Source organism: Lawsonibacter asaccharolyticus, assembly GCF_022453915.1.
Classification (GTDB): Bacteria; Bacillota; Clostridia; order Oscillospirales; family Oscillospiraceae; genus Lawsonibacter; species Lawsonibacter asaccharolyticus.
The window spans coordinates 2,409,001-2,429,325 of the sequence record NZ_CP091870.1 but is presented as its reverse complement, the minus strand read 5'-3'; the positions used below and the strand labels follow the sequence as shown (position 1 = coordinate 2,429,325).

Annotated in this window: 18 protein-coding genes, 5 tRNA genes and 1 other RNA gene; 16 read left to right on the top strand and 8 right to left on the bottom strand. The window is 56.4% G+C overall.

Going from position 1 to position 20,325, the window contains the following annotated elements:
• Positions 1-92: 92 nt before the first annotated feature.
• From L9O85_RS11670 to L9O85_RS11660, 3 genes are all read right to left on the bottom strand, one after another.
• Positions 93-1,280: an iron-containing alcohol dehydrogenase gene (locus L9O85_RS11670; RefSeq protein WP_301578685.1), complete on the bottom strand. Its 1,188-nt coding sequence runs from the start codon at positions 1,278-1,280 to the stop codon at positions 93-95.
• Between the two features lie 87 nt (positions 1,281-1,367).
• Entirely contained in the window at positions 1,368-2,612 is a 1,245-nt protein-coding gene (locus L9O85_RS11665) for an adenosylhomocysteinase (protein WP_050623641.1), read from the bottom strand.
• Between the two features lie 34 nt (positions 2,613-2,646).
• A complete protein-coding gene (locus L9O85_RS11660) occupies positions 2,647-3,618 on the bottom strand; it encodes an agmatinase (protein WP_050623642.1) in 972 nt (323 codons plus the stop codon).
• Positions 3,619-3,819: 201 nt separating this feature from the next.
• On the opposite strand from L9O85_RS11660, the gene L9O85_RS11655 reads away from it, so the two are divergent.
• The 10 genes from L9O85_RS11655 (at position 3,820) to L9O85_RS11610 (ending at position 9,396) form a co-directional block, all read left to right on the top strand.
• Positions 3,820-4,683 (top strand): rhomboid family intramembrane serine protease, encoded by an 864-nt coding sequence (locus L9O85_RS11655; protein WP_242850290.1) that lies wholly within the window; start codon positions 3,820-3,822, stop codon positions 4,681-4,683.
• Positions 4,684-4,844: 161 nt separating this feature from the next.
• Positions 4,845-5,109, top strand: an RNA gene (gene ffs, locus L9O85_RS11650) — signal recognition particle sRNA large type.
• Between the two features lie 62 nt (positions 5,110-5,171).
• Positions 5,172-6,875, top strand: coding sequence for a DNA polymerase III subunit gamma/tau (dnaX, locus tag L9O85_RS11645; RefSeq protein ID WP_301578683.1), 1,704 nt, complete (start codon positions 5,172-5,174; stop codon positions 6,873-6,875).
• Positions 6,876-6,907: 32 nt separating this feature from the next.
• A complete protein-coding gene (locus L9O85_RS11640) occupies positions 6,908-7,252 on the top strand; it encodes a YbaB/EbfC family nucleoid-associated protein (protein WP_050623644.1) in 345 nt (114 codons plus the stop codon).
• A 121-nt stretch (positions 7,253-7,373) separates the two neighbouring features.
• Positions 7,374-8,777 (top strand): MATE family efflux transporter, encoded by a 1,404-nt coding sequence (locus tag L9O85_RS11635; protein ID WP_301578681.1) that lies wholly within the window; start codon positions 7,374-7,376, stop codon positions 8,775-8,777.
• Between the two features lie 163 nt (positions 8,778-8,940).
• A tRNA-Val gene (locus tag L9O85_RS11630) sits at positions 8,941-9,016 on the top strand.
• Positions 9,017-9,041: 25 nt separating this feature from the next.
• A tRNA-Asp gene (locus L9O85_RS11625) sits at positions 9,042-9,118 on the top strand.
• 3 nt (positions 9,119-9,121) lie between these two features.
• A tRNA-Phe gene (locus L9O85_RS11620) sits at positions 9,122-9,197 on the top strand.
• Positions 9,198-9,239: 42 nt separating this feature from the next.
• Positions 9,240-9,315: transfer RNA gene (locus L9O85_RS11615), tRNA-Gly, on the top strand.
• Positions 9,316-9,322: 7 nt separating this feature from the next.
• Positions 9,323-9,396: transfer RNA gene (locus L9O85_RS11610), tRNA-Cys, on the top strand.
• Between the two features lie 360 nt (positions 9,397-9,756).
• Here L9O85_RS11610 and L9O85_RS11605 read toward each other — a convergent pair.
• The 5 genes from L9O85_RS11605 to L9O85_RS11585 all read right to left on the bottom strand — a co-directional run bounded on the left by L9O85_RS11605 (position 9,757) and on the right by L9O85_RS11585 (position 13,586).
• On the bottom strand, positions 9,757-11,196 hold the full coding sequence (locus tag L9O85_RS11605; RefSeq protein WP_301578680.1) for a recombinase family protein: 1,440 nt from the start codon (positions 11,194-11,196) through the stop codon (positions 9,757-9,759).
• A gap of 14 nt (positions 11,197-11,210) precedes the next feature.
• Positions 11,211-11,963 carry a relaxase/mobilization nuclease domain-containing protein gene (locus L9O85_RS11600; protein ID WP_108980685.1) on the bottom strand — a complete coding sequence of 251 codons (753 nt, stop codon included), beginning with the start codon at positions 11,961-11,963 and terminating at the stop codon, positions 11,211-11,213.
• Entirely contained in the window at positions 11,963-12,253 is a 291-nt protein-coding gene (locus L9O85_RS11595; protein WP_108980686.1) for a plasmid mobilization protein, read from the bottom strand. Before L9O85_RS11595 ends, L9O85_RS11600 begins: the two co-directional genes overlap by 1 nt.
• A gap of 439 nt (positions 12,254-12,692) precedes the next feature.
• Positions 12,693-13,193, bottom strand: coding sequence for a LysR family transcriptional regulator substrate-binding protein (locus L9O85_RS11590; RefSeq protein ID WP_157954723.1), 501 nt, complete (start codon positions 13,191-13,193; stop codon positions 12,693-12,695).
• Positions 13,194-13,418: 225 nt separating this feature from the next.
• Positions 13,419-13,586 (bottom strand): LysR family transcriptional regulator, encoded by a 168-nt coding sequence (locus L9O85_RS11585; RefSeq protein ID WP_301578679.1) that lies wholly within the window; start codon positions 13,584-13,586, stop codon positions 13,419-13,421.
• A 597-nt stretch (positions 13,587-14,183) separates the two neighbouring features.
• Between L9O85_RS11585 and L9O85_RS11580 the strand changes: the two genes are divergently transcribed.
• From L9O85_RS11580 to L9O85_RS11555, 6 genes are all read left to right on the top strand, one after another.
• Entirely contained in the window at positions 14,184-14,501 is a 318-nt protein-coding gene (locus L9O85_RS11580; protein ID WP_301578677.1) for a hypothetical protein, read from the top strand.
• A 1,054-nt stretch (positions 14,502-15,555) separates the two neighbouring features.
• A complete protein-coding gene (locus L9O85_RS11575) occupies positions 15,556-15,957 on the top strand; it encodes a hypothetical protein (protein WP_301578676.1) in 402 nt (133 codons plus the stop codon).
• Positions 15,958-16,200: 243 nt separating this feature from the next.
• Positions 16,201-16,914, top strand: a complete 714-nt coding sequence (locus tag L9O85_RS11570) for a FadR/GntR family transcriptional regulator (RefSeq protein ID WP_301578674.1) — start codon at positions 16,201-16,203, stop codon at positions 16,912-16,914.
• Between the two features lie 207 nt (positions 16,915-17,121).
• Positions 17,122-18,300 carry a CaiB/BaiF CoA transferase family protein gene (locus tag L9O85_RS11565; protein WP_301580163.1) on the top strand — a complete coding sequence of 393 codons (1,179 nt, stop codon included), beginning with the start codon at positions 17,122-17,124 and terminating at the stop codon, positions 18,298-18,300.
• Positions 18,300-19,082: an enoyl-CoA hydratase/isomerase family protein gene (locus tag L9O85_RS11560; RefSeq protein ID WP_301580161.1), complete on the top strand. Its 783-nt coding sequence runs from the start codon at positions 18,300-18,302 to the stop codon at positions 19,080-19,082. The genes L9O85_RS11565 and L9O85_RS11560 overlap by 1 nt, the downstream gene beginning before the upstream one ends.
• A 60-nt stretch (positions 19,083-19,142) precedes the next feature.
• A complete protein-coding gene (locus tag L9O85_RS11555; RefSeq protein ID WP_301578673.1) occupies positions 19,143-20,312 on the top strand; it encodes a thiolase family protein in 1,170 nt (389 codons plus the stop codon).
• Positions 20,313-20,325: the final 13 nt, after the last annotated feature.

Sequence of the window (20,325 nt, the reverse complement as noted above, 5' to 3'; positions counted from 1 at the left end):
TGGAAGCCGCCGGGGGAGTCTGATTTCATCCACTCAATAAAAACACCGTGGCGTATCGGAAACGATACGCCACGGCGTTTTTCATGAACAGCTTATCGGGCCGCCCGGTAGATATCCTTGATCTCCTCCAGGCCCAGCACCTTAAAGGAGCCAATGGTGCGCCTGCCCTCAAAGGTACACATCCAGGCCAGCTTTTCGATGGCCTGCTCGTCCAGCGTGATGCCCAGCTGCCCCACGGTGGTGGGCATGCCGATGGAGCGGAGGAAGTGCTCAAAGGCCCGGATGCCGGCCAGCGCGGTCTCCTCGTCGGAGCCGGGAGTATCCACCCCCATCACCGCCCGGGCGAAGCGGGCGAACCGCTCCGGGGCCGCGTCCATGACATACCGGGACCAGGCCCCCCAGACGGCGGCCAGACCGGCCCCGTGGGTGACGTCGAACATGCCGCTCAGCTCGTGCTCCAGCTGGTGGCTGGCCCAGTCCCCGATGCGGCCGCAGCCGCCCCGGCCGCAGCCGGTGAGGCTGTTATGGGACAGGCTCCCCGCCCACATGATGCCGGCACGGGCATCATAGTCCCGGGGGTCCCGGACCACCCGGCGGGAGAGCTCCAGCATGGAGCGCATCAGCCCCTCCGCCATAGAGTCGGTGGGCTCCACCGTCTCAGGGCCGGAGAAGTAGCGCTCCATGGTGTGGTAGATGATGTCCACGCAGCCGGAGGCAGTCTGATAGGCGGGGAGGGTGAAGGTGAGCTCCGGGTCCATCACGGCAAAGCGGGGGCGGCACAGGTCGGTGTTCAACCCCCGCTTTTTCCAGCCGTCCTCGTTGGTGATGACGCAGGAGTTGCTCATCTCACTGCCGGCGGCGGCGATGGTGAGCACGGTCCCCACCGGGAGGCAGTTCCGGGCAGGCTGGCCGGAGAACAGGTCCCACACGTCCCCCTCGTAGGCCAGCCCCAGGGCGATGGCCTTGGCGGAGTCAATGACGCTTCCGCCCCCCACGGCCAGCAGGAAGTCCACACCCTCCCGGCGGCACAGCTCCATCCCCTCCCGTACCTTGGACAGCCGGGGGTTAGGGACCACGCCGCCCAGCTCCACGTGGGCCACGCCGGCCCGGTCCAGACTGGCCAGCACCCGGTCCAGAAGGCCGCTCTCCCTGGCGCTGCGGCCGCCGAAATGGACCAGCGCCCTGGTCCCGCCCTGCTCCTTCACCAGCTGGCCCGCCTGCTCCGCGGTGCCCCTGCCGAATACCACCTTAGTGGGGGTATAGTACTGAAAGTCGTTCATACAGCTCTCCTTTTTACAGTCGATAAGATGTGTCTGCTGGCAGCTCTCCCACAGGAGAGCCTGCCCGCTGATGCAGCCGGCCCCGGTTCAGGCCTCCCAGCCTGCCAGATAATCCTTCTGCTCCTGGGTCAGCGTATCGATGGAAAGCCCCATGGCGGCCAGCTTCACCCGGCCGATCTGGTCGTCGATCTCTTCGGGGACGTTGTAGACCTTCTTCTCCAGCTTTCCGGCGTGCCTGGCCATCCACTCCAGGGAAAGGGCCTGGACGGCGAAGGACATATCCATGATCTCCGCCGGGTGGCCGTTTCCGGCGGCCAGGTTGACCAGCCGCCCCTCCGCCAGCACGTTGAGAACGCGGCCGTCGGGCAGGCGGAAGCCCTCGATGCCTGCCCGGCGGGGGAAGCGCTCCTCCGCCAGCTGGCCCAGGCGGGCCACGTCTACCTCACAGTCAAAGTGCCCGGAGTTGCACAGCAGGACATTGTGCTTCATCACCTGGAAGTGGCGCTCCACGATCACGTCCTTGCAGCCGGTGGCGGTGACGAAGATATCGCCGTATCTGGCGGCCTCGTCCATGGGCATCACCCGGAAGTTCTCCATGGTGGCCTCCAGGGCCTTGAAGGGGTCCACCTCGGTGACGATCACGTTGGCCCCCATGCCCTTGGCCCGCATGGCGATGCCCTTGCCGCACCAGCCGTAGCCGGCCACCACCACCGTCTTGCCCGCTACCATCAGGTTGGTGGTGTGCATGATGGCGTCCCAGGTGGACTGGCCGGTGCCGTATTTGTTGTCGTAGTAGTGCTTGGCCTTGGCGTCGTTTACCGCCATCATGGGGCAGGGGAGGATGCCCGCCCGCTCCCGGGCGTACAGGCGGTGGATGCCGGTGGTGGTCTCCTCACAGCCTCCCAGCAGCCGGTCCCCGTAGGGAGCGCACCGCCCCCCCAGCAGGGAGATCAGGTCGCCGCCGTCATCCACGATCAGGTGGGGGCGGCACTTCAGGGTCTCGGTCAGCAGGTCCTCATAGCCCCGCATGTCCACCCCGTGGACACCGAAGGTCTCCACCCCCAGGCTGGCCATGGCAGCGGCCACATCGTCCTGGGTGGACAGGGGGTTGCAGCCGGTGAGATACACCTGGGCGCCCCCCTCCCGGAGCACCAGCCCCAGGTTGGCGGTCTTGGCCTCCAGGTGAACAGAGACGGCGATGGTCAGGCCCTCAAAGGGCTTCTCCCGGCGGAAGCGCTCTTCGATGCCGCCCAGGGCGGGCATGAAGTCCCGGACCCACTGGATCTTCTGCAGGCCGGAAGGGGACAGAGACAGGTCTTTCACGATGCTCATATCATTTGCTCCTTTGATTTGATGGGGATGGGGATCAGCGTTCTCCCCTGCGTTCCCGCTCCTTGGTGATGAAGCCCAGGAAGTCGGCCAGGATCCGGGCGGCCAGATAGCAGGTGGTGCCCGCCGCGTCGTCATACGGGGGCGAGACCTCCACCAGATCCACGCAGATGACCTCGCCCAGCTGGGCGATGCCCTCCAGCAGGTCTACCGCCTCGTCATAGAGCAGGCCGCCCAGCATAGGGGAGCCGGTGCCGCCGGCGATGGAGTAGTCGAAAGCGTCGATGTCGATGGTGACATAGTAGCGCCCGCCCTGGGGCAGCTGTTCCAGAACCTTCTGGGCTCCCATGGCCCGGATCTGGCGGGCGGAGAGGATCGTTGCCCCATAGGCCCGGGCGTCCTGGAAGTCGGAGCGCTTGCTGCTGCCGATGCCGTGGATGCCCAGGTGAGCCATCCGGTCCACATAGGGTAGCTGGGACATGTAGCGCATGGGATGGCCGTTGAAGAGCCGGTTCCCGCCCAGCTGATCGGTCCAGTCCAGGTGGGCGTCCAGCTGGATCACATGGAAGGGGCCGGACTGGTCCAGCCCCCGGGCGACCGGGATGGAGATGGAGTGGTCGCCCCCCAGCACCACAGGCAGGCAGCCCCGGCTGCGGAGCAGGCGCACCGCGGCCTCGATGTTGCCGAAGGTCTGCTCCAGATCGCCGGGGACATAGTCGATGTCGCCGCAGTCCATCACCGACCACTTCTCGGTGCTCAGGTAGTAGTCGTCCCGTTCTGGATCATAGGAACCCTGGGGACTGAAGCGAAAGCGGGTGGACTGGGTACGTATGCCCCGGGGGCCCAGCCGGGCGCCGGGGCGGCCCTGGATAGCCATATCGCAGGGGGCGCCGATGACAGCGATGTCAGCCTGGATCTGGCGGATGTCAGGGCAGATGGGACATTTGGCAAAGGTGGCGATGCCGGTCGGGGCCATGTTGACAGGGGCGCTCTGGCTGAAATTCTCCATAAAGACCATCCTTTCGTGGGCGAAACTAAAAAATTTCTTTCTTTACTTTACAATGTTTCGGAGACAAATTCAATGCTGAATGAGAAAACTTTCCGGCCCATGGGAGACAAAGACAAATAATTTACAGATTTGTCATGGACAATTCCCGAAAACCGGGGTACAATGAAAAACGATTTGACACAAATGTTAGGAGGCTCCTGTATGGGCGCGATTTCCCGCTGGCTGGACCGCTTCTGCTACAAGCATCCCCGGCTCGGCATCCCAGGTCTGATGAAGTACATCGTCATCGCCAATGTAGCGGTCTATCTGATGGATATGTTCAGCAACGGCTACTTCTCCGCTATGCTGCGGTTCTACCCGGCCCTGATCATGGAGGGGCAGGTGTGGCGGCTGCTCACCTTTATCTTCGTCCCCACCAGCGGCGGTTTCATCCTGTGGTTTGCCTTGACCACCCTGTTCTACTACTACATCGGAAACGCTCTGGAAAACCAGTGGGGGTCTACCCGGTTCACCGTGTTTTACGGGGTGGGCGTCCTGCTGAACATTTTCACCGGGATGGTGACTTACTGGATCTCTGGTGCCTTCCTGGAGACTGCCAGCATGTACTACGTGAACATGTCCATGTTTTTTGCCTTCGCCACCCTGTACCCGGATATGCGGGTGCTGCTCTACGGGATCCTGCCCCTGAAAGTGAAGTGGCTGGCCTGGGTGGATGCGGCCCTCTTTGCCTTTGATATTGGTCATTACTTTATGAACGGCAACTGGGTCCAGGGAATGGTCCCCATTGTGGCCATCCTGAACTACTTCATCTTCTTCTGGGACGATCTGATGGCCATCCTCCGCCGGGGGAGCAGCCGGGCTGCTCACCGGGTCGATCCTCAGACCATCAACTTCAAAAAGGCTCAGAAGGAAGTCCAGAACCGGAAGGGCTATCTCCACAAATGCGCCGTGTGCGGCATCACCGACGCGGACGACCCCAACATGGAGTTCCGCTACTGTTCCAAATGCAACGGCTACTACTGCTACTGCATGAAGCATATCAACGACCATGTGCACATCCAATGAGGGCGGGCGCCCCCGGACCGACGGCCCGGGGGCGCCTTTTTGCGCGAGAGCTGGGGCGCTCCCTCCGATGGGAAAAGGCCGTGAAAAATCCTGTTGATAAATTCTGCCGGATGCAGTATAATATATCCCAGCTTTGTTCCAGACCTCGGTGTGGGGCAAGGCCGCACTAGTCGGGGAGATAGCGGTGCCCTGTTCCTGCAACCCGCTTCAGCAGGGATGAATCCCGGCCCCCGGACGTGCATTGTGCTGTCTGACCTGGATAAGCAGCGATGATAGACCGGTCCCGCGCAACGCGGCTCCGTGAACCGTGTCAGGCGGGGAACCGAGCAGCACTAAGCGGCCCGCCGCGTGTGCCGCGGGGTTACTGTTCTTGAGCCGGCTGTCCAGGTAACGGGTATAGTGTACGCTTCAAAGGCCGGTGTGCGGCCTTGCTCTGCATCGAGTATTTTTTGCCCGGATGGGCAGAGAAAAGGATTTGAGGTGATATCGTGTATCAGGCCCTGTACCGCAAATGGAGGCCCCGCACTTTTGACGATGTGGTGGGCCAGAGCCATATCACCGACACTTTGAAGCAGCAGGTGGCGGGGGGGCGGCTGTCCCACGCCTATCTGTTCACTGGGACCCGGGGGACGGGCAAGACCACCTGCGCCAAGATCCTGTCCCGGGCGGTGAACTGCCAGAGCCCGGTGAACGGCAACCCCTGCAATCAGTGCCCGGCCTGCCTGGGCATTGAAAACGGCTCTATCCTGGATGTGCTGGAGCTGGATGCCGCCTCCAACAACGGCGTGGACCAGGTCCGGGCCCTGCGGGATGAGGCGGTCTATACCCCGGCGGCGGTCCGTAAGCGGGTCTATATCGTGGACGAGGTCCATATGCTCTCCACCCCAGCCTTCAATGCGCTGCTGAAGATCCTGGAGGAGCCGCCGTCCCACCTGATGTTTATCCTGGCCACCACGGAGCTGCACAAGGTGCCGGCTACCATCCGCTCCCGGTGTCAGCAGTTCGCGTTCAAACGCATCCTGCCCGGACAGATTGCCCAGCGCCTGGAGTATGTGGCGGGGCAGGAGGGCATCGACCTGACCCCGGAGGGGGCGGCCCTTCTGGCCCGGCTGGCTGATGGCGGCCTGAGGGACGCCCTTTCCCTGCTGGACCAGTGCTCCGGCGGCGGACAGCAGGTGGACGAGCAGGCGGTGCTGGATACCCTGGGGCTGGCGGGAAATCTGGAGACCGCCCGGCTGATGGAGCTGGCCGCCCGGCACGACACTGCCGCCGCCCTGGAGACCCTGTCCCGGCTGTACGCCGGGGGAAAGGACGTGGGGGCGGTGCTGGGGGAGCTGTCCTCCCTGGCCCGGGATCTGCTGATGAGAAAGACGGCCCCCAGAGGCGGCAGTGCCCTGCTGACCGGTGGATATGACGAGACCACCATGCGCGGCCTGGGAGAGCTGCTTACCGCGCCCCGCCTGCTCCAGATGCTCAACCGCCTTCAGGACACTGCCGCGCTGCTGCCCCGCAGCAGCAGCCGGCGGACGGACGCGGAGCTGTGCCTCATCCGCCTGTGCGACGAGACGCTGGACGACTCGGCGGCCGGACTGTCCGCCCGGATCGCCCGGCTGGAGGAGCAGCTGGCCTCCGGCGTCTCGGCTCGGCAGACGGCCGGTTCGGCGGGGGACGGCGGGGCGGCGCAGCAGCCCGCCCGGCCTCAGCCGGCGCCCGTGGAGGCTCCTCCCTGGACGGAGGAGCGTCCGCCCCTGCCGGAGGAACCGGAGGAGGAGCGGACCCTGGAAGAGCCGGAGAGACGGCCTGCGGCGGTCCCGCCTGCCCAGCCGGCCGTCGCCGGAGGCGAGAGCTCCTTCTGGCCCGCTTTCGCGGCGGAGGCCAAGCGACAGCTGCCCTCCGCGGGGCCCTATCTGGTGAACCCGGAAAAGACGGTGGGGACCTGGAAAAACGGGGTGCTGACCCTGTGGGTGGACAGTGCATTCACCAAGGCGATGCTCAACAAGCCCAACATCACGGAGGTGCTGGCACAGGCCGCCGGTCAGCGGTTCGGCGGGCAGGCCAGAGTAGCCTTCCAAATCGGGAAGCCCTCTCCGGAGGACCTGGGCACGGGGCAGGCCTCGGAAGCTGGACAGCGGGACGCCCTGGACGCCCTGCTGGAGTTTGGGGAACAGTTTGACAATATCATCATCAAGTGATATGGTTATATCGGAATAAGGAGTGGATGGATATGGCAAAGGGCTTTGGAGGCCGCGGCGGCATGGGCGGCATGGGAATGAACGCCAACATGCTCAAGCAGGCCCAGAAGATGCAGCAGGATATGATGCGCATGCAGCAGGAGCTCCAGGAGAAGGAGTACGAGGCCGCCGCCGGCGGCGGGGTGGTGACTGCCACTGTGACCGGCAAGCGGGAGCTGAAGGCGCTGGAGATCGATCCTGAGGCGGTGGACCCGGATGACGTGGAGATGCTCCAGGACATGATCGTGGCCGCCGTCAACGAGGCGCTGCGGGCTGCGGAAAACGATGCGGCTTCCACCATGCAGAAACTGACCGGCGGGCTCGGACTGCCGTTTTAAGAGGAACGACGCCCCATCCCCCCGGAAGAGACCGGAGGGATGGGGCGCTTTTTTACCGCTGGCGGGCGGCGGAGAGAGGAAGGCAGGGAGAGAAGCCGGGAAAGGCGGAAAGGAGAAAAAAGTGAAGCGGGAAAGTCCGGAAGAACAGCGGAAACAGATGCTGGAGGCCCCCATCCCGGGACTGATCGGCAGGCTGGCGGTGCCCACCATCATCAGCATGCTGGTGACCTCCATCTACAACATGGCGGACACCTATTTTGTCTCCCACATCGGCGCGGGGGATGGAGCCACCAGCGCCTCCGGAGCGGTGAGCATCGTCTTTTCCCTCATGGCGATCATCCAGGCGGTGGGCTTCACCGTGGGGATGGGGTCGGGGAGCATCACCTCCCGGCTGCTGGGGAAGGGATGGAAAGAGCGGGCGGACCAGTACGCATCCAGCGCCGTCATTCTGGGACTGGTGCTGGGGCTGCTGCTCATGTCCGTCTGCTTCGTCTGGATCGATGAGCTGGTCTGGCTGCTGGGGGCTACCCCCACCATCTATCCCTACGCCCTAGACTACGCCAGGTATATCATCTTCGGTGCCCCGGTGATGATCCTGGCCTATATCCTCAACAATTTGCTGCGGTGGCAGGGAAAGGCCAACCGGTCGGTGATCGGCCTGGGATTCGGCGGACTGCTGAACATCGTGTTGGACCCCATCCTGATCTTCACCTTTGACATGGGCATCTCCGGGGCGGCCATCGCCACCCTGTTCAGCCAGTGCGTCAGCCTGGCTATCCTGGCCTCCTTCTTTGTGCGAGGGCAGAGCGACATCCGGGTCAGCCCCCGGCTCATCGCTCGAGAGGCCAAGGTGTATGGAGACATCCTGAAAAGCGGTCTGCCGTCCTTCCTGCGGCAGGGCATGTCCAGTGTGGCCTCCGTGTCTCTGAACCTCAATGCGGGGCTCTACGGCGACCCGGCGGTGGCCGCCATGGGGATCGTGACCAAGGTGTTTACCTTCATCATGTCCGTCGTCATCGGCTTCGGCCAGGGGTTTCAGCCTGTAGTAGGCTTCAACTACGGTGCGGGGCGGCTGGACCGGGTGCGGGAGAGCGTGAAGTTCTCCATGAAGTCCTGCACCTTGGTGCTGACTGCGGCGGCCGTCATTGGGTTTCTTTTCGCACCCCAGGTGATCCACTTCTTCCGGGAGGACACGGAGGTGATCGCCATCGGGGCCCGGGCTTTCCGGTTCCAGTGTGTCAGCCTTCCCCTGGGGGCGGTGCTGGTCTTTGCCAACATGCTCTTCCAGTCGCTGGGGTGCTCCTGGAGGGCCTCCTTCCTGGCCGTATGCCGGCAGGGGCTGTTCTTTATCCCTCTGATCTTCCTGCTGCCCAGGCTGTTTGATCTCACCGGGCTGGAGATGACCCAGATGGTGGCGGACTTCATCACCTTCCTGTGCAGCGGAGGGATGCTGCTCCACTTCTTCCGTACGGAGCTCGCCCGGGAGGGGGAGAAGTCCCCGGCCCCCGCAGAACGGAAGATGTAGAAATAGGGATGCCTCCGGACCGGTGGGCCTGCTGTCTGCTGGTCCGGGGCAGCAAAAAAGAGGAAACCAAAATTTGCGCAAAAAAAGTGAAAATAGTGGTTGACAAGATGGAAAGACTTTAGTATAATAAGCAAGCCGTCGTGAGACAGCGACAGCAAACCGGGGGAGCATAGCTCAGCTGGTAGAGCACATGCCTTACAAGCATGGGGTCACAGGTTCGAGCCCTGTTGTTCCCACCACATTGGCCCCATCCCATGACTACCTGGCTCGGTAGTTCAGTTGGTTAGAACGCCGGCCTGTCACGCCGGAGGTCGAGGGTTCAAGTCCCTTCCGAGTCGCCATTTGCCTCTGTAGCTCAGTTGGTAGAGCAGAGGACTGAAAATCCTCGTGTCGTTGGTTCGATTCCGACCGGAGGCACCAAGTCCCTGACGGGATAAGAATGATCCCGTCAGGGCACAATATGCGAGTGTAGCTCATCTGGTAGAGCGCCACCTTGCCAAGGTGGAGGTAGCGGGTTCGAGCCCCGTCACTCGCTCCATATTTTTGGTGCCATAGCCAAGTGGTAAGGCAGAGCTCTGCAAAAGCTCCACCCCCAGTTCAAATCTGGGTGGCACCTCCAGCGTCGGAGCAAGCGTTATATCGCTTGCTCCGATTTTTATTGAAATTAGAGTGCGCTCATTCTGCTGTTCCTTCTTCCGCATCATAACCACTTTGCTGGGCTGTGATGTGGTCTGGGTACGAACTAGGGAGTGACGGCATCTATAGTGTTTGGACAAGACATGGTCGGAGTAAGCGTTTGTGCGCTTGCTCCGATTTTTTATCAGAGGGGAGAGTATTTCCTAGTGAAGAGGGTACCCCTCTGTCTCTATTTTGGTTCCGAGCAGCAACCTGCCACAGGGCTGACACTCCGTAAGGAAGTGTCGGCCTTCGTCTAATCTGTAAAGAAATTGATCCTTAATTTTGGACGTTGTGGCGGTCGCTACGCCGTCTTTTTCTTTTGTGCCGCAAGATATTTCTGGAACAGTTCTTCCATTTCTTCTGGGGAGGGGGCGCACCACAGGCCAATGGTCTTGTAGTAAATATCTACCTGCAGATGGCGTTTGCCATCCACCTTGTCAGCCTGGGACACCATGATCTTCTCAATGAACTCGTGGACGATCTCCGGCGTCAACTCCGTCAGCCGCGTCACCTGTCTGGCCCGCTCAATAAAATGTTGAAGGTCATTGGCCTTGTCCGTGGCGGTTTCCACACTTGCCTCCATCTCCGGGATGGCCTCTTTCAACCGCTTCTGCTCGCTTTCCAGCGATACCGTCAGCGTGGAGAATCGTTCTTCACTGAGAAGCCCCTTACTCATGTCCTTGTAACTTTTCTGAATCAGCCCGTCTATTTCTATCACGGGCTGTTTGGCCTTCTCCAATTCCCGCTGTCTGGCATCCAGTTCCCTCCGCTCTTGCAGACCAAACTGCTCCATCTGCTCCTGGGCGAACTGCTTTTCATAGACCTGAACGTACCACAACAGCTGTTGCAGGCCCTCAAGTACCAATTCTTCAACCACTTTCTCTCGAATAAAATGGGCGGAACATAGATCGGAATTGCCACGATAAGCGGAGCAAAAGAAAAATGCCTGTTCATGCTTGTAGTTATTAGTGGCGCTATACCCCAGCTTACTGCTGCAGTCGGCACAATAGAGCAGCCCGGAAAACATACTGACAATGCCGGTTTTTGTGGGCCTGCGGCGGTGCTGGCGAAGGTCCTGGACCAAGGCGAAGGTCTCCCAGTCGATGATGGCAGAGTGGGTGTCCGGGAACACCTTCCACTCCTCCTGGGGTCGGTTCAGCCGTTTCTTCTGCTTGAAGGACCGGCTGAACGAGCGGAAGTTCACCGTGTCGCCGGTGTACTCCTGCCTGTCCAGGATGTCTGTTACGGTGGCGGAACACCAGTTGTGTGGGAACGCCGGGGGCTTTACCGGGCATTTCACGCCGATGCTGTGCTGGTACTCACTAGGGGTCATCACGCCCTCGGAGCGCAGTTTTTTAGCAATCTGGGTCGGCCCCAGGCCAGACACGCTCATGCGAAAGATACTCCGCACCACCTCCGCTGCCGGTTCATCCACCAGCCACCTGTTCCTGTCCTCCGGATCTTTCCTGTACCCAAAGGGCGGGTTGGTGGTCAGGGGTATTCCGGCATTGCCCCGGCTCTGCATGACGCGCCGTACCTTGTCGCTTGTGTTTTTGGCGTGCCACTCGTTGAATAAATCCTGCATGGGCACGATGTCACTCACGCCCCTGGCGATGTCGATGTTGTCCATGATGGCAATGTACCGCACATTCAGCCGCACAAAGTCCTCCTCCAGCAGCTGCCCCACCACAAGGCGGTTGCGGCCCAGCCGGGAGTGGTCTTTCACCACCAGGTTTGCCACAAGCCCCTGTTCTGCTACCTCCCCCAGCCGATAGAGCCGCACCGCCTTTTTGCCCCCGGTCCGCCGCAGGGTGGCGTATTGGCAGGCAGGGTCGGCGTCCAGCTCATAGCCCTGCTCCCTGTAGGGCTTTCCGCAGGTCGTTCCCGTCCACGCTGACCTTGAGAGCGGCGTCCAGGGCTGAGGTTGTACCGGGTGGGTTTACCACTCTGCTCGTCCAGCCAGACGGGGCGGCTGGGGGCTTTGCGGCCATGCTCGATCACGGACAGGCCATACTCCCGGCAAAGGCTATCGGAGATGTCCCGCAAACGCTGTCGTTCAGCCTTGGAATAGTTGTACTTTTGCCCGTCCTGAAAAGAAACTGAATTGAAGCAGAAATGGTTGTGCAGGTGGCCTTTGTCCAGATGGGGGGTGACGATGAGCTGAAACTGCTCGCCCCACATCTCACGAGCCAGCTTTACACCGATCTCATGGCACCGCTCCGGGGCGACTTCTCCCGGTTTGAAGCTCTGGTACCCATGCCAGGCGATGTAGTTGTCCTCCTTGCCGTACTGCTGTTTGGTCAGGATCATCTGCTGGAGGGCCGTCTGCTTCAGGCAGTTGAGGGCGGTGACAAAGGAGCCGTCCGCGGTTTTCTGCGGGTTCTGGATATACGAAAACACATTGAAGAAGTCCTCGGAGCCCTTGGGGACGGTTTTCGCCGGGTTTTCCACATAGGCGATCAGGTCGCTGAGCCGTCCTTTGATGTGCCACAGGCTGGTGGTCGCCATCACGCCACCTCCTGCAAGAGTAGGACAAGCCGCTCAAGCCGGGAACATTCCTCGGCGACTTCCAGGCGGTAGGCTGCCAGCCGCTCCAGTTGGCCGTGGACTTCATACAGGGCGTCCAGCAGGTCCCAGAACTCCGGCGGCTGTTTGGGGCGGGGCTGCTTACCCAGGCAGAGTTGCCGGGGATACTCGGATCGGGTCAGGCTGCACAGGGCAGCGCCATGTTCCAGCTTGGCTTTTTCCGTTTCATCCAATCTGATTTTCAGCCGTACTTTTTCAGTTTTAGTACGCAAAATAATTCCTCCATTCTGTCTGATTTCCGCTGTGGAAGGGGGTATTCAGGGGGACTCCCCTGGGGATGGATTCTGCCCCGTGGGGGGGGCGAAATCCGATGCTCGCTATTCCACAAGACAGGGAGATTTTGAAAGTCCAAAGGGAGATGGGCAGTCCAGGAAAGCAAGAACACCTCCCCATCTCCTACTACAACTTTCCATGTGCAAAACAGAACTTTTTCATAAAACTTTTTGGACAAAAAGAAGCCGGTCACATACGTGCCGTACCAGCAGGACAGACTGTGTCCTACTGGACTCCGTTTGGTTTGCGTATGTAACCGGCTTTTTCCGCACCAAATCAGTACAAACCTGTTCATTTGGCTTCCACCAAGAGAGAACATTACAGGGCCCTACACCAGAAAGCGGTTTCAATTATAAGCCTGGAATCATTGAGCAGACATCATTCAAGAATAATTTCTTGTCCTCGGTATTTCATTTGCTGATAGTAGACCTGGACAAATGACCAAAAATCCAATCCGACTTCTGAGAGCTGGTAATCGGGTTTTCTTGTTAAACAGGAGGTTTTGGTCTCGTTAAAATTCTCAATGGGAAATATTTGAAGGCCCGATCTTACCTTTTTTGCCGCCCGAATACATGAGGTGGGCAGAACCGCGATGCCATGTCCGTCCCCCACCATCGTAAGCTTGGAAGAAAAGTCCTCTGTGCAAAAACGAACCTTTGGAATAAAGCCAAAATTGTTTCCCAGATGGGTCAGTATATCCACATAGCCAAAGTGATCGGGGAAAATAAGGTCTCCAATAAACCAATCTTCTTTTAGGGAGAGGGGAGAGATGGAATCCATATCCGGGGGATAGACCCGATATTTGGGAGAGATAACAATGTAATATTGCTCCTGATACAGAGAAATTGCGATCCTTGACTTACCCCAGATGCTCTGCAACTCGCCTTGGGAGCACAGTAAAAAGTCTGCCCCCTCTGCCAGATGAGTATCTCCTGATTTGGATTAAAACAAATAGACGTGAACAGAGGGGTTTAGTTTCATATACTCCGAAATACAGTCCAAAATTCCGTCGGCAAACACGTGGCAGATAATGCGAATTTTCCCCTGAAAATCATATTTGTTTTGCTCCAGGGAATGTAGTCCCACCTGTAGTGTGTTCAAACTTTACTCTGCGTAATGAGCGAACTCCTTTTCTAATTGGTTTAAATGAATGCGATTCCCTATTCGATCAAAAAGTTTGACTCCAAGTTCGTTTTCTAAATTGTGAATGCTTTTGCTAAGCGTAGGCTGTGAGATATTTACAAACACTTGTTCTATATGGTGAAAAATCATTTATATATTGGCTAATTAAATAACACAAACACATATAAGCACATCCTTTTGCCGCTTGTGAAATACAAGGCCGGTACATCAAACTTGCTTCAGCAGAACGAAAAATCCCGCTGGAGCTGGTTTTGATGTACCGGCTTCTTTTTGCCCTAACAACTGAATGACCGTCTGAATGAGGTGCTCCGCCATGACCTCCGCCATGGGGAGAGCGAGACAACGCGGCTGAACAGAGGCAGGAACACCATTTAGAGAAAACGGCAAAACAGTGTGACGGCAAATTGCTGTCACTTAATCTCCCTCAAAGCTGTCATGGCGGCATTTTGCCGTCTACCACAAGGCGACGACAGAATTGCCGTCACTCAACCAACTGAGACTAACCATGACGGCAGTTTTTCCGTCACCTTTGCGTGGCATCACAGGTGATGTCACTTTTGTGCGAGCTATCTATGAGAATGGCATTACCTATGATGCCATAGCCAAAGCGTGGAACGGGTCAAACAGAACTATGAGAAATATTCTCAGCACAGCCCCTGCGAAAGAAGCCGAACCCGTCCGCTTGACAGGGCTTCCACCCCTATGCCTCTGGAGAAAGGAGAAGCCATGCGAAGCAGAACAAACCAAATTAACGTCTGGTTGTCCGATGAGGAGCTTGCCGGCCTCAATGAAAAGGGTCCCAGGATACGGAACTCCCGTGAGCGGTTTATCCGGCAGTGTATCAACAGCGCTGCCATCCGGGAGGCACCCTTCGTCGATGTGCCGAAGCTGATCTACGAAGTCCGCAGGGTGGGGGCCAGTCTCAACCGCACCCTCATCGTCGCCAACGCCAGAGGTCTGCTGGAATTGCCAGAACTCCGCAAGGCATTGGAGCGGAACCGGGAAGTGGAAGCACGCATCGTAGACGCTTACATGAAGGACTGACAACAAAACGAACCGCACAGCCTCACGGTCATGCATTGCTTACATAGGTTATGATATTGTCCGATCAATGTAGGGGAAATAACGGCAACCTCACATATGTACAATAACAGAATATAAAACTGTTCAGGTGTTACAGATCGTATGGCCGACTCTCTGCCAAGGTTGGATGGTCTCTCTTGCTTCGGCCCTGCAAATATGTAAAGGTTGTCCACCTAAAGCACCCACCAAAATTCACCTAAATGACCAGAGTTGTGTGGGGGAACTCCACGCCGCCCGGACGCAGGGACTCAAGTGCCGCTGGGCAGAACAGTAGGCCACCACCACAAAGCGACCGTTTGGCACCAGGGTCAGCAGTTCTTCGCCGTCTCCGCCGCCACGCCGGTATCATACAAAACTACTTCCCCGGACCTGCTCCACATACTCATCAAAGGTGTCCTGAGTTGAGCACTGAGTTCGCTGCACTGCTATAAGCGGAACACATTCTCCTCCGTCTGGAGGAATGCCTTGGAATAGAAGGCCTCCAGTACCTGGTAGCTCCGGCTTTCGTCCAGGGTATCCAGGGTGATGGCGGGGTGTGCCTGCCAGAACTTCCGGTCGGCAAAGGAAGAGAAGGGCCAGGACCATCAGGAGGGGCAGACGCCAGGATATCTTCCGCTTCATACAGGGACCTCCCAAGACAGCGGGGTGGCCAACAGATAGCCCAGAGGTGCAGCCCACTCCACCAGCTGATAGTTGCCGTAGCCTCATGCTCGGTAAGCACGCCGGAGGCAACCACGATGATGGCTTCTACCAGGCGGATCTGCCAGGAGGGGAAGCCCATTATCAGGCCGATGATAACGGCAATAAACACACCATAACCCAGGAACTGCACGTCCATGTTCATCAGCTCTAGGGCGTCCAGGGCATTGGTGATATGGCGGCGGGCATAATACTCCGTAATGGAGCTAGTCTCCCCAACAGGCTAGAAACGAGGCTGTGTATATACGCAATTGTCGCATTTACGACCCAATTTCTTTCGAACGCATCTTAATACTGTATCACATCTCAGGATTTTTTGCGACAGTTAGATGCAACCGCCATACGAGAGACGACAGCCTGCGTGGTGTTTATTGATTCTCCCCAAGACCTCAGCGAGTCAGAGCGGCAGACGCTTTGGGATCGTCTACGGCAGTTTAATCAGCAGCAAGGGATGCCCTTTTTGACCTACCGACTTCAGCATCGCTTTGAGCTGACCACCAACACCTTAATGCTGAAAAAATTGACCCAGCAGTATCCCACCTGCTCTCTGACTGCGTTTCCGGCTGAGAAGCTCACCATTCCCTTCTGCATTGGTTGGGGCAGTGCTGGCAATGACCAGAGCAGGCTCAGGGCGCTGAAACAGTCCCCTTCAACGGGAACCACTTCCACCTACATTATTTTAGAAGATAATGTGATGAATCGGGCTTCTTTCCAGTGAACATCGGCTTATGTGCAGTGATGTTCCAGATAAAACCCGATGAAACTCAGTGAGCAGGTAGAAATATCACCACTACATCTTAGTAAAATTTTATATATTTTCCAGCAAAAATTCATGCCATTAAATTTACAAATTCAATTGACCGTTGCTACATAGCAAATAATTGACTTTTTCCCAAATTTTTTATAATATTAAACTATTCATACGTTTCATTATATTAATAATAAACGAGGAGCGAAGAACATGGCCAATCTAATGTCTGCGCAGGTGGCGGAAAAGTTAAAACGCATGATAACCAGTGGTGAATATCCGCCAAATACTAAGTTCCCTAACGAACCTGCTCTTATGGCACAATTAAATGTAAGCCGAAGTACCATTCGCGAGGCCATTAAACTGCTTCAGTCCAACAACATTCTTGAGATACGTCGTGGGGTCGGCACGTTTGTCCTTCGTGTCCCTGGGGAAATGGAAGATCCGATGAGCTTTGATACTATCCCTGAGGAACGCAAAGTAAAAGATCTGATGGAGCTTCGGTTACTTCTGGAGCCTGGTGTAGCGAGACTAGCCAGCGAGCGGGCTACACCGGAAGATATTGCGGAACTGCGTATCCACTCTGCCAAGCTAGTACAGTTGACTGCAAAGTACGGTAGCGACGCCGTGGCAAAGATGACAGATACGTTTGCTGACGCCGATGCGGCGTTTCACTCTGCCATTTACCGCTGTACCCGTAACGAAGCTTTGGAACGAATGATTTCCTTTGTTAGAACAACCCTGACAGAAAGTTATATGCGTAGGGATTATCGGATATATCATGCTCAGTTTCATACTAAAGATGGCCACGCAAAGATTACAGATGCTATCGAAAGGCATGACGCTGATGCGGCGGAACGTCTTACCCGAGAACATATTAGTTATTCGATGAAGTTTTTAATGTTGGAATCGTGCAAAAAAAATTAAAAAATATCCAAAAAACAACAACACGTGAGTTATTTCACGTGTTGTTGTTTTTTATTTGAAGTGATTAAGCGAAATAAACAAAAATAAAATAAACAAAGAAAAAGACTTGACAAATTTACTATGCTTAGATATTATCTACATAAGACGTCTGACGTCAGATTTTATTAAAATGATTATACGAGGTAAGGAGCTGAAAAGACCGTGTCGATGAATTTAGAGGGGCTTCGTGTTATTGAATTGACGCATTGGGTCGCCGGCCCGCTGGCAGGTCAGATCCTTGGAGAGTGGGGGGCCGATGTAATCCATGTGGAGCGTGCCGGCACTGGAGATGTTACCCGCGGAAATGGGCCGTTTTACCAAGGAGAGAGTCTGTATTACCGCTCATTCAACCGTGACAAGCGATCTATCTCCCTGGACATTACAAAGAGCGAGGGACTTGAAATTCTGCTTCAGCTGATTGAGACCGCTGATGTGTTTATTACCAATTACACTGCGTCTTACTTGGAGCGGTGCGGCTTAAATTACGATGTGATTAAGGCGCGCAACCCCAAAGTCATTGCGTGCTATATCAGTGCCTTTGGCCTCTATGGGCGCTACAAGGATAAAAAGGCGCTGGACATGGTAATGCAGGCGATGTCCGGGCAGATGGCCTGCAACGGAGATCCAGACGGTATTCCCTTTAAAACCGGCACCATTACAGGAGACTACAATGGAGCTTATCAGGCGGTTCAGGGTATTCTGATTGCTCTTTGGGGCCGTGAACATACCGGTGAAGGGCAGCTGGTGGATGTGGCCATTACCGATGCGCTGATCTGTGGCCTTGAATGGCGCATAGTGGAACAGAGATTAACGGGCAAGACTTGTCTGCGTACCGGAAACCGTCGGCCAACTGTTGCCCCATGCAACCTGTATCCAGCAAAAGACGGTTACGTTTATATTGCTGCTTCCAGCCAAAAAATGTATGAGGGGCTTGCACGTCTGATTGGCGATGAACGGTTAAATGACGAACGTTTTGCGAATAACACCTTGAGAGTTCAAAATGTAGAGGAACTGGAGGCCATAATCTGTAGTTGGTTGAAAGATAAATCGTGTGACTGGCTTGTTCCAATGTTGGAGAAGGCTGGTGTTCCTAATGGGCCTCTCAATACCCCGATGGATTTAGCCAATGGGGACTATGTGGACGAGAAAGACTTGGTCATTGAAGTGGAAGACCCTGTGTTGGGAAAAATCCCTATGATGGGAACACCTATCAAAATGTCTTCCGGCTACCGCAGTGAACACAGAGGAGCTCCAAAGCTTGGTCAGCATAACAGAGAGATCTATCAGGGACTGCTGAATTGGAGCGACGAAAAGCTTCATGAAATGGCAGAAGCGGGGCTCATATGATGGAATTTAAGAATATTTCATATAACGTAAAGGATGGTATTCTTTTCCTTACTCTCAATCGTCCTGAAGCCCGAAATGCCTTAACGCCGGAAATGTGGAAGGACATTAGCTCAGCTGTTTGTGCCGCTCGGGCTGATAATGCTGTTAAGGTTGTCATTATAAGCGGTGCCGGTGACAAGGCCTTGGCCAGTGGAGCGGATATTCGTGAGATTCATGATCGTGATTACTTAAAAATGCTCCAAGGTACGGCTTCTACTGCGTTAAAGGAGCTGGAGGATCTTTATAAACCTGTTATCTGTGCTATCAATGGCTATGCCCTTGGCGGCGGTTGCGAGCTGGCCATGGCCTGTGATATCCGCATTGCCACCAGCCGCTCCAAATTTGGCCAGCCTGAGGTAAATCTTGGTATTATTCCAGGCGCCGGTGGAACCCAGCGTCTAGCCAGGTTCATTGGTATTGGACGGGCAAAAGAGCTTATATACACAGGCCGCGTCATTTCTGCCGAGGAGGCACATTCTATTGGGCTAGTCAACGTTGTAACCGCGGACGACCGCGCCTCGCTTATGGAAGCGGCAGAAGAGATGGCACGTACCATCTGTTCAAAGGCACCGACGGCGGTGAGTCTGGCTAAAATAGTTATGAATTTTGGCGCCGAGACCGATATGAACACTAGCCTGATGATGGAACGGCTGGCTCAGACGGTTGCCTTCAGCACAGATGATCGTAAAGAAGGGACTGCCGCCTTTCTGGAAAGGAGAAAGGCTAGTTTTACAGGTCATTAATAGTAGTTGTCGTAACGTCTTAAAGAGAGAAGGTAGTTTTGTACGGAAAATGTATACATTATGGGAGCTGTCCGCACTGCAATTGGAAAATACGGTGGATCTTTAAAGACGGTCCCCGCCCATGAGCTGGGCGCACTTGTCATCCGGGAAGTGTTGGAGCGGGCGCACGTCGATGGAACCATGGTGGACGAGGTCATCCTTGGTGAGGTTCGTCAAAGCACTGAGGCCTCAAATATCGCCCGATGCGCCGCACTGGAGGCGGGGCTGCCCGAATCTGTACCCGGATTTACTGTAAACCGTCTTTGCGCATCCTCCATGCAGGCAATCCTTTCCGGCTGTCAGGAAATCTGGTGCGACCAGCTTGGCGTTATTGTTGCTGGCGGCACAGAAAATATGAGTCGTGCGCCTGTATTCCTGAGAGATGCTCGTTGGGGTGGTAACAAAATGAAGTTGGTAGATTCCAATATTGAAGCGGGTACCACCTCAGCACCAGCTTCTATCTATGGAATGGGACTTAGCATGTCGAAAACCGCTGAAAACGTAGCCGAACGGTTCCATATTACCAAAGAGCAACAGGATGCCTTCGCGGTGGAGAGCCAGCGCAGAGCTACCGCCGCGATTAAGGCGGGCTACTTCAAGAAGGAAATTGTACCGGTTCAAGTGAAGGAGAAAAAGACATCGTTTGTTTTTGACACTGATGAGTTCCCAAGACCCGGCACAACCATGGAAGTGCTTTCCCGACTGAAGCCCATTGTAAAAGCCGATGGATCCGTGACGGCTGGCAACGCCTGCGGATTAAACGACGGCGCCGCAGCTGTGGTGCTTATGTCGGAGCGTATGGTAAGAGAAACAGGACTTTCCCCACTGGCTCGTATTGTGGATATTACCACTGGAGCGCTGAATCCGGCGATTATGGGATACGGTCCTGTGATCGCCACACGAAAGATCCTGGAGCGTACAGGAATGACCATTAACCAGTTTGATTTGGTGGAATTGAATGAAGCCTTTGCCTCTCAATCTGTGGCATGTATTCGGGATCTGGGACTGGATCCAACTAAGGTCAACATCAACGGCGGTGCCATTGCTCTGGGACACCCTCTGGGTTGCACTGGCGCTCGGTTGATCGTTACACTGCTTCACAATCTGGAACGTCTCAATTGTCGCTATGGCCTAGCTACACTCTGTATCGGCGGAGGGCAGGCGATGGCCGCAATCATCGAGCGTGTATGAAATGAGAGGTAAC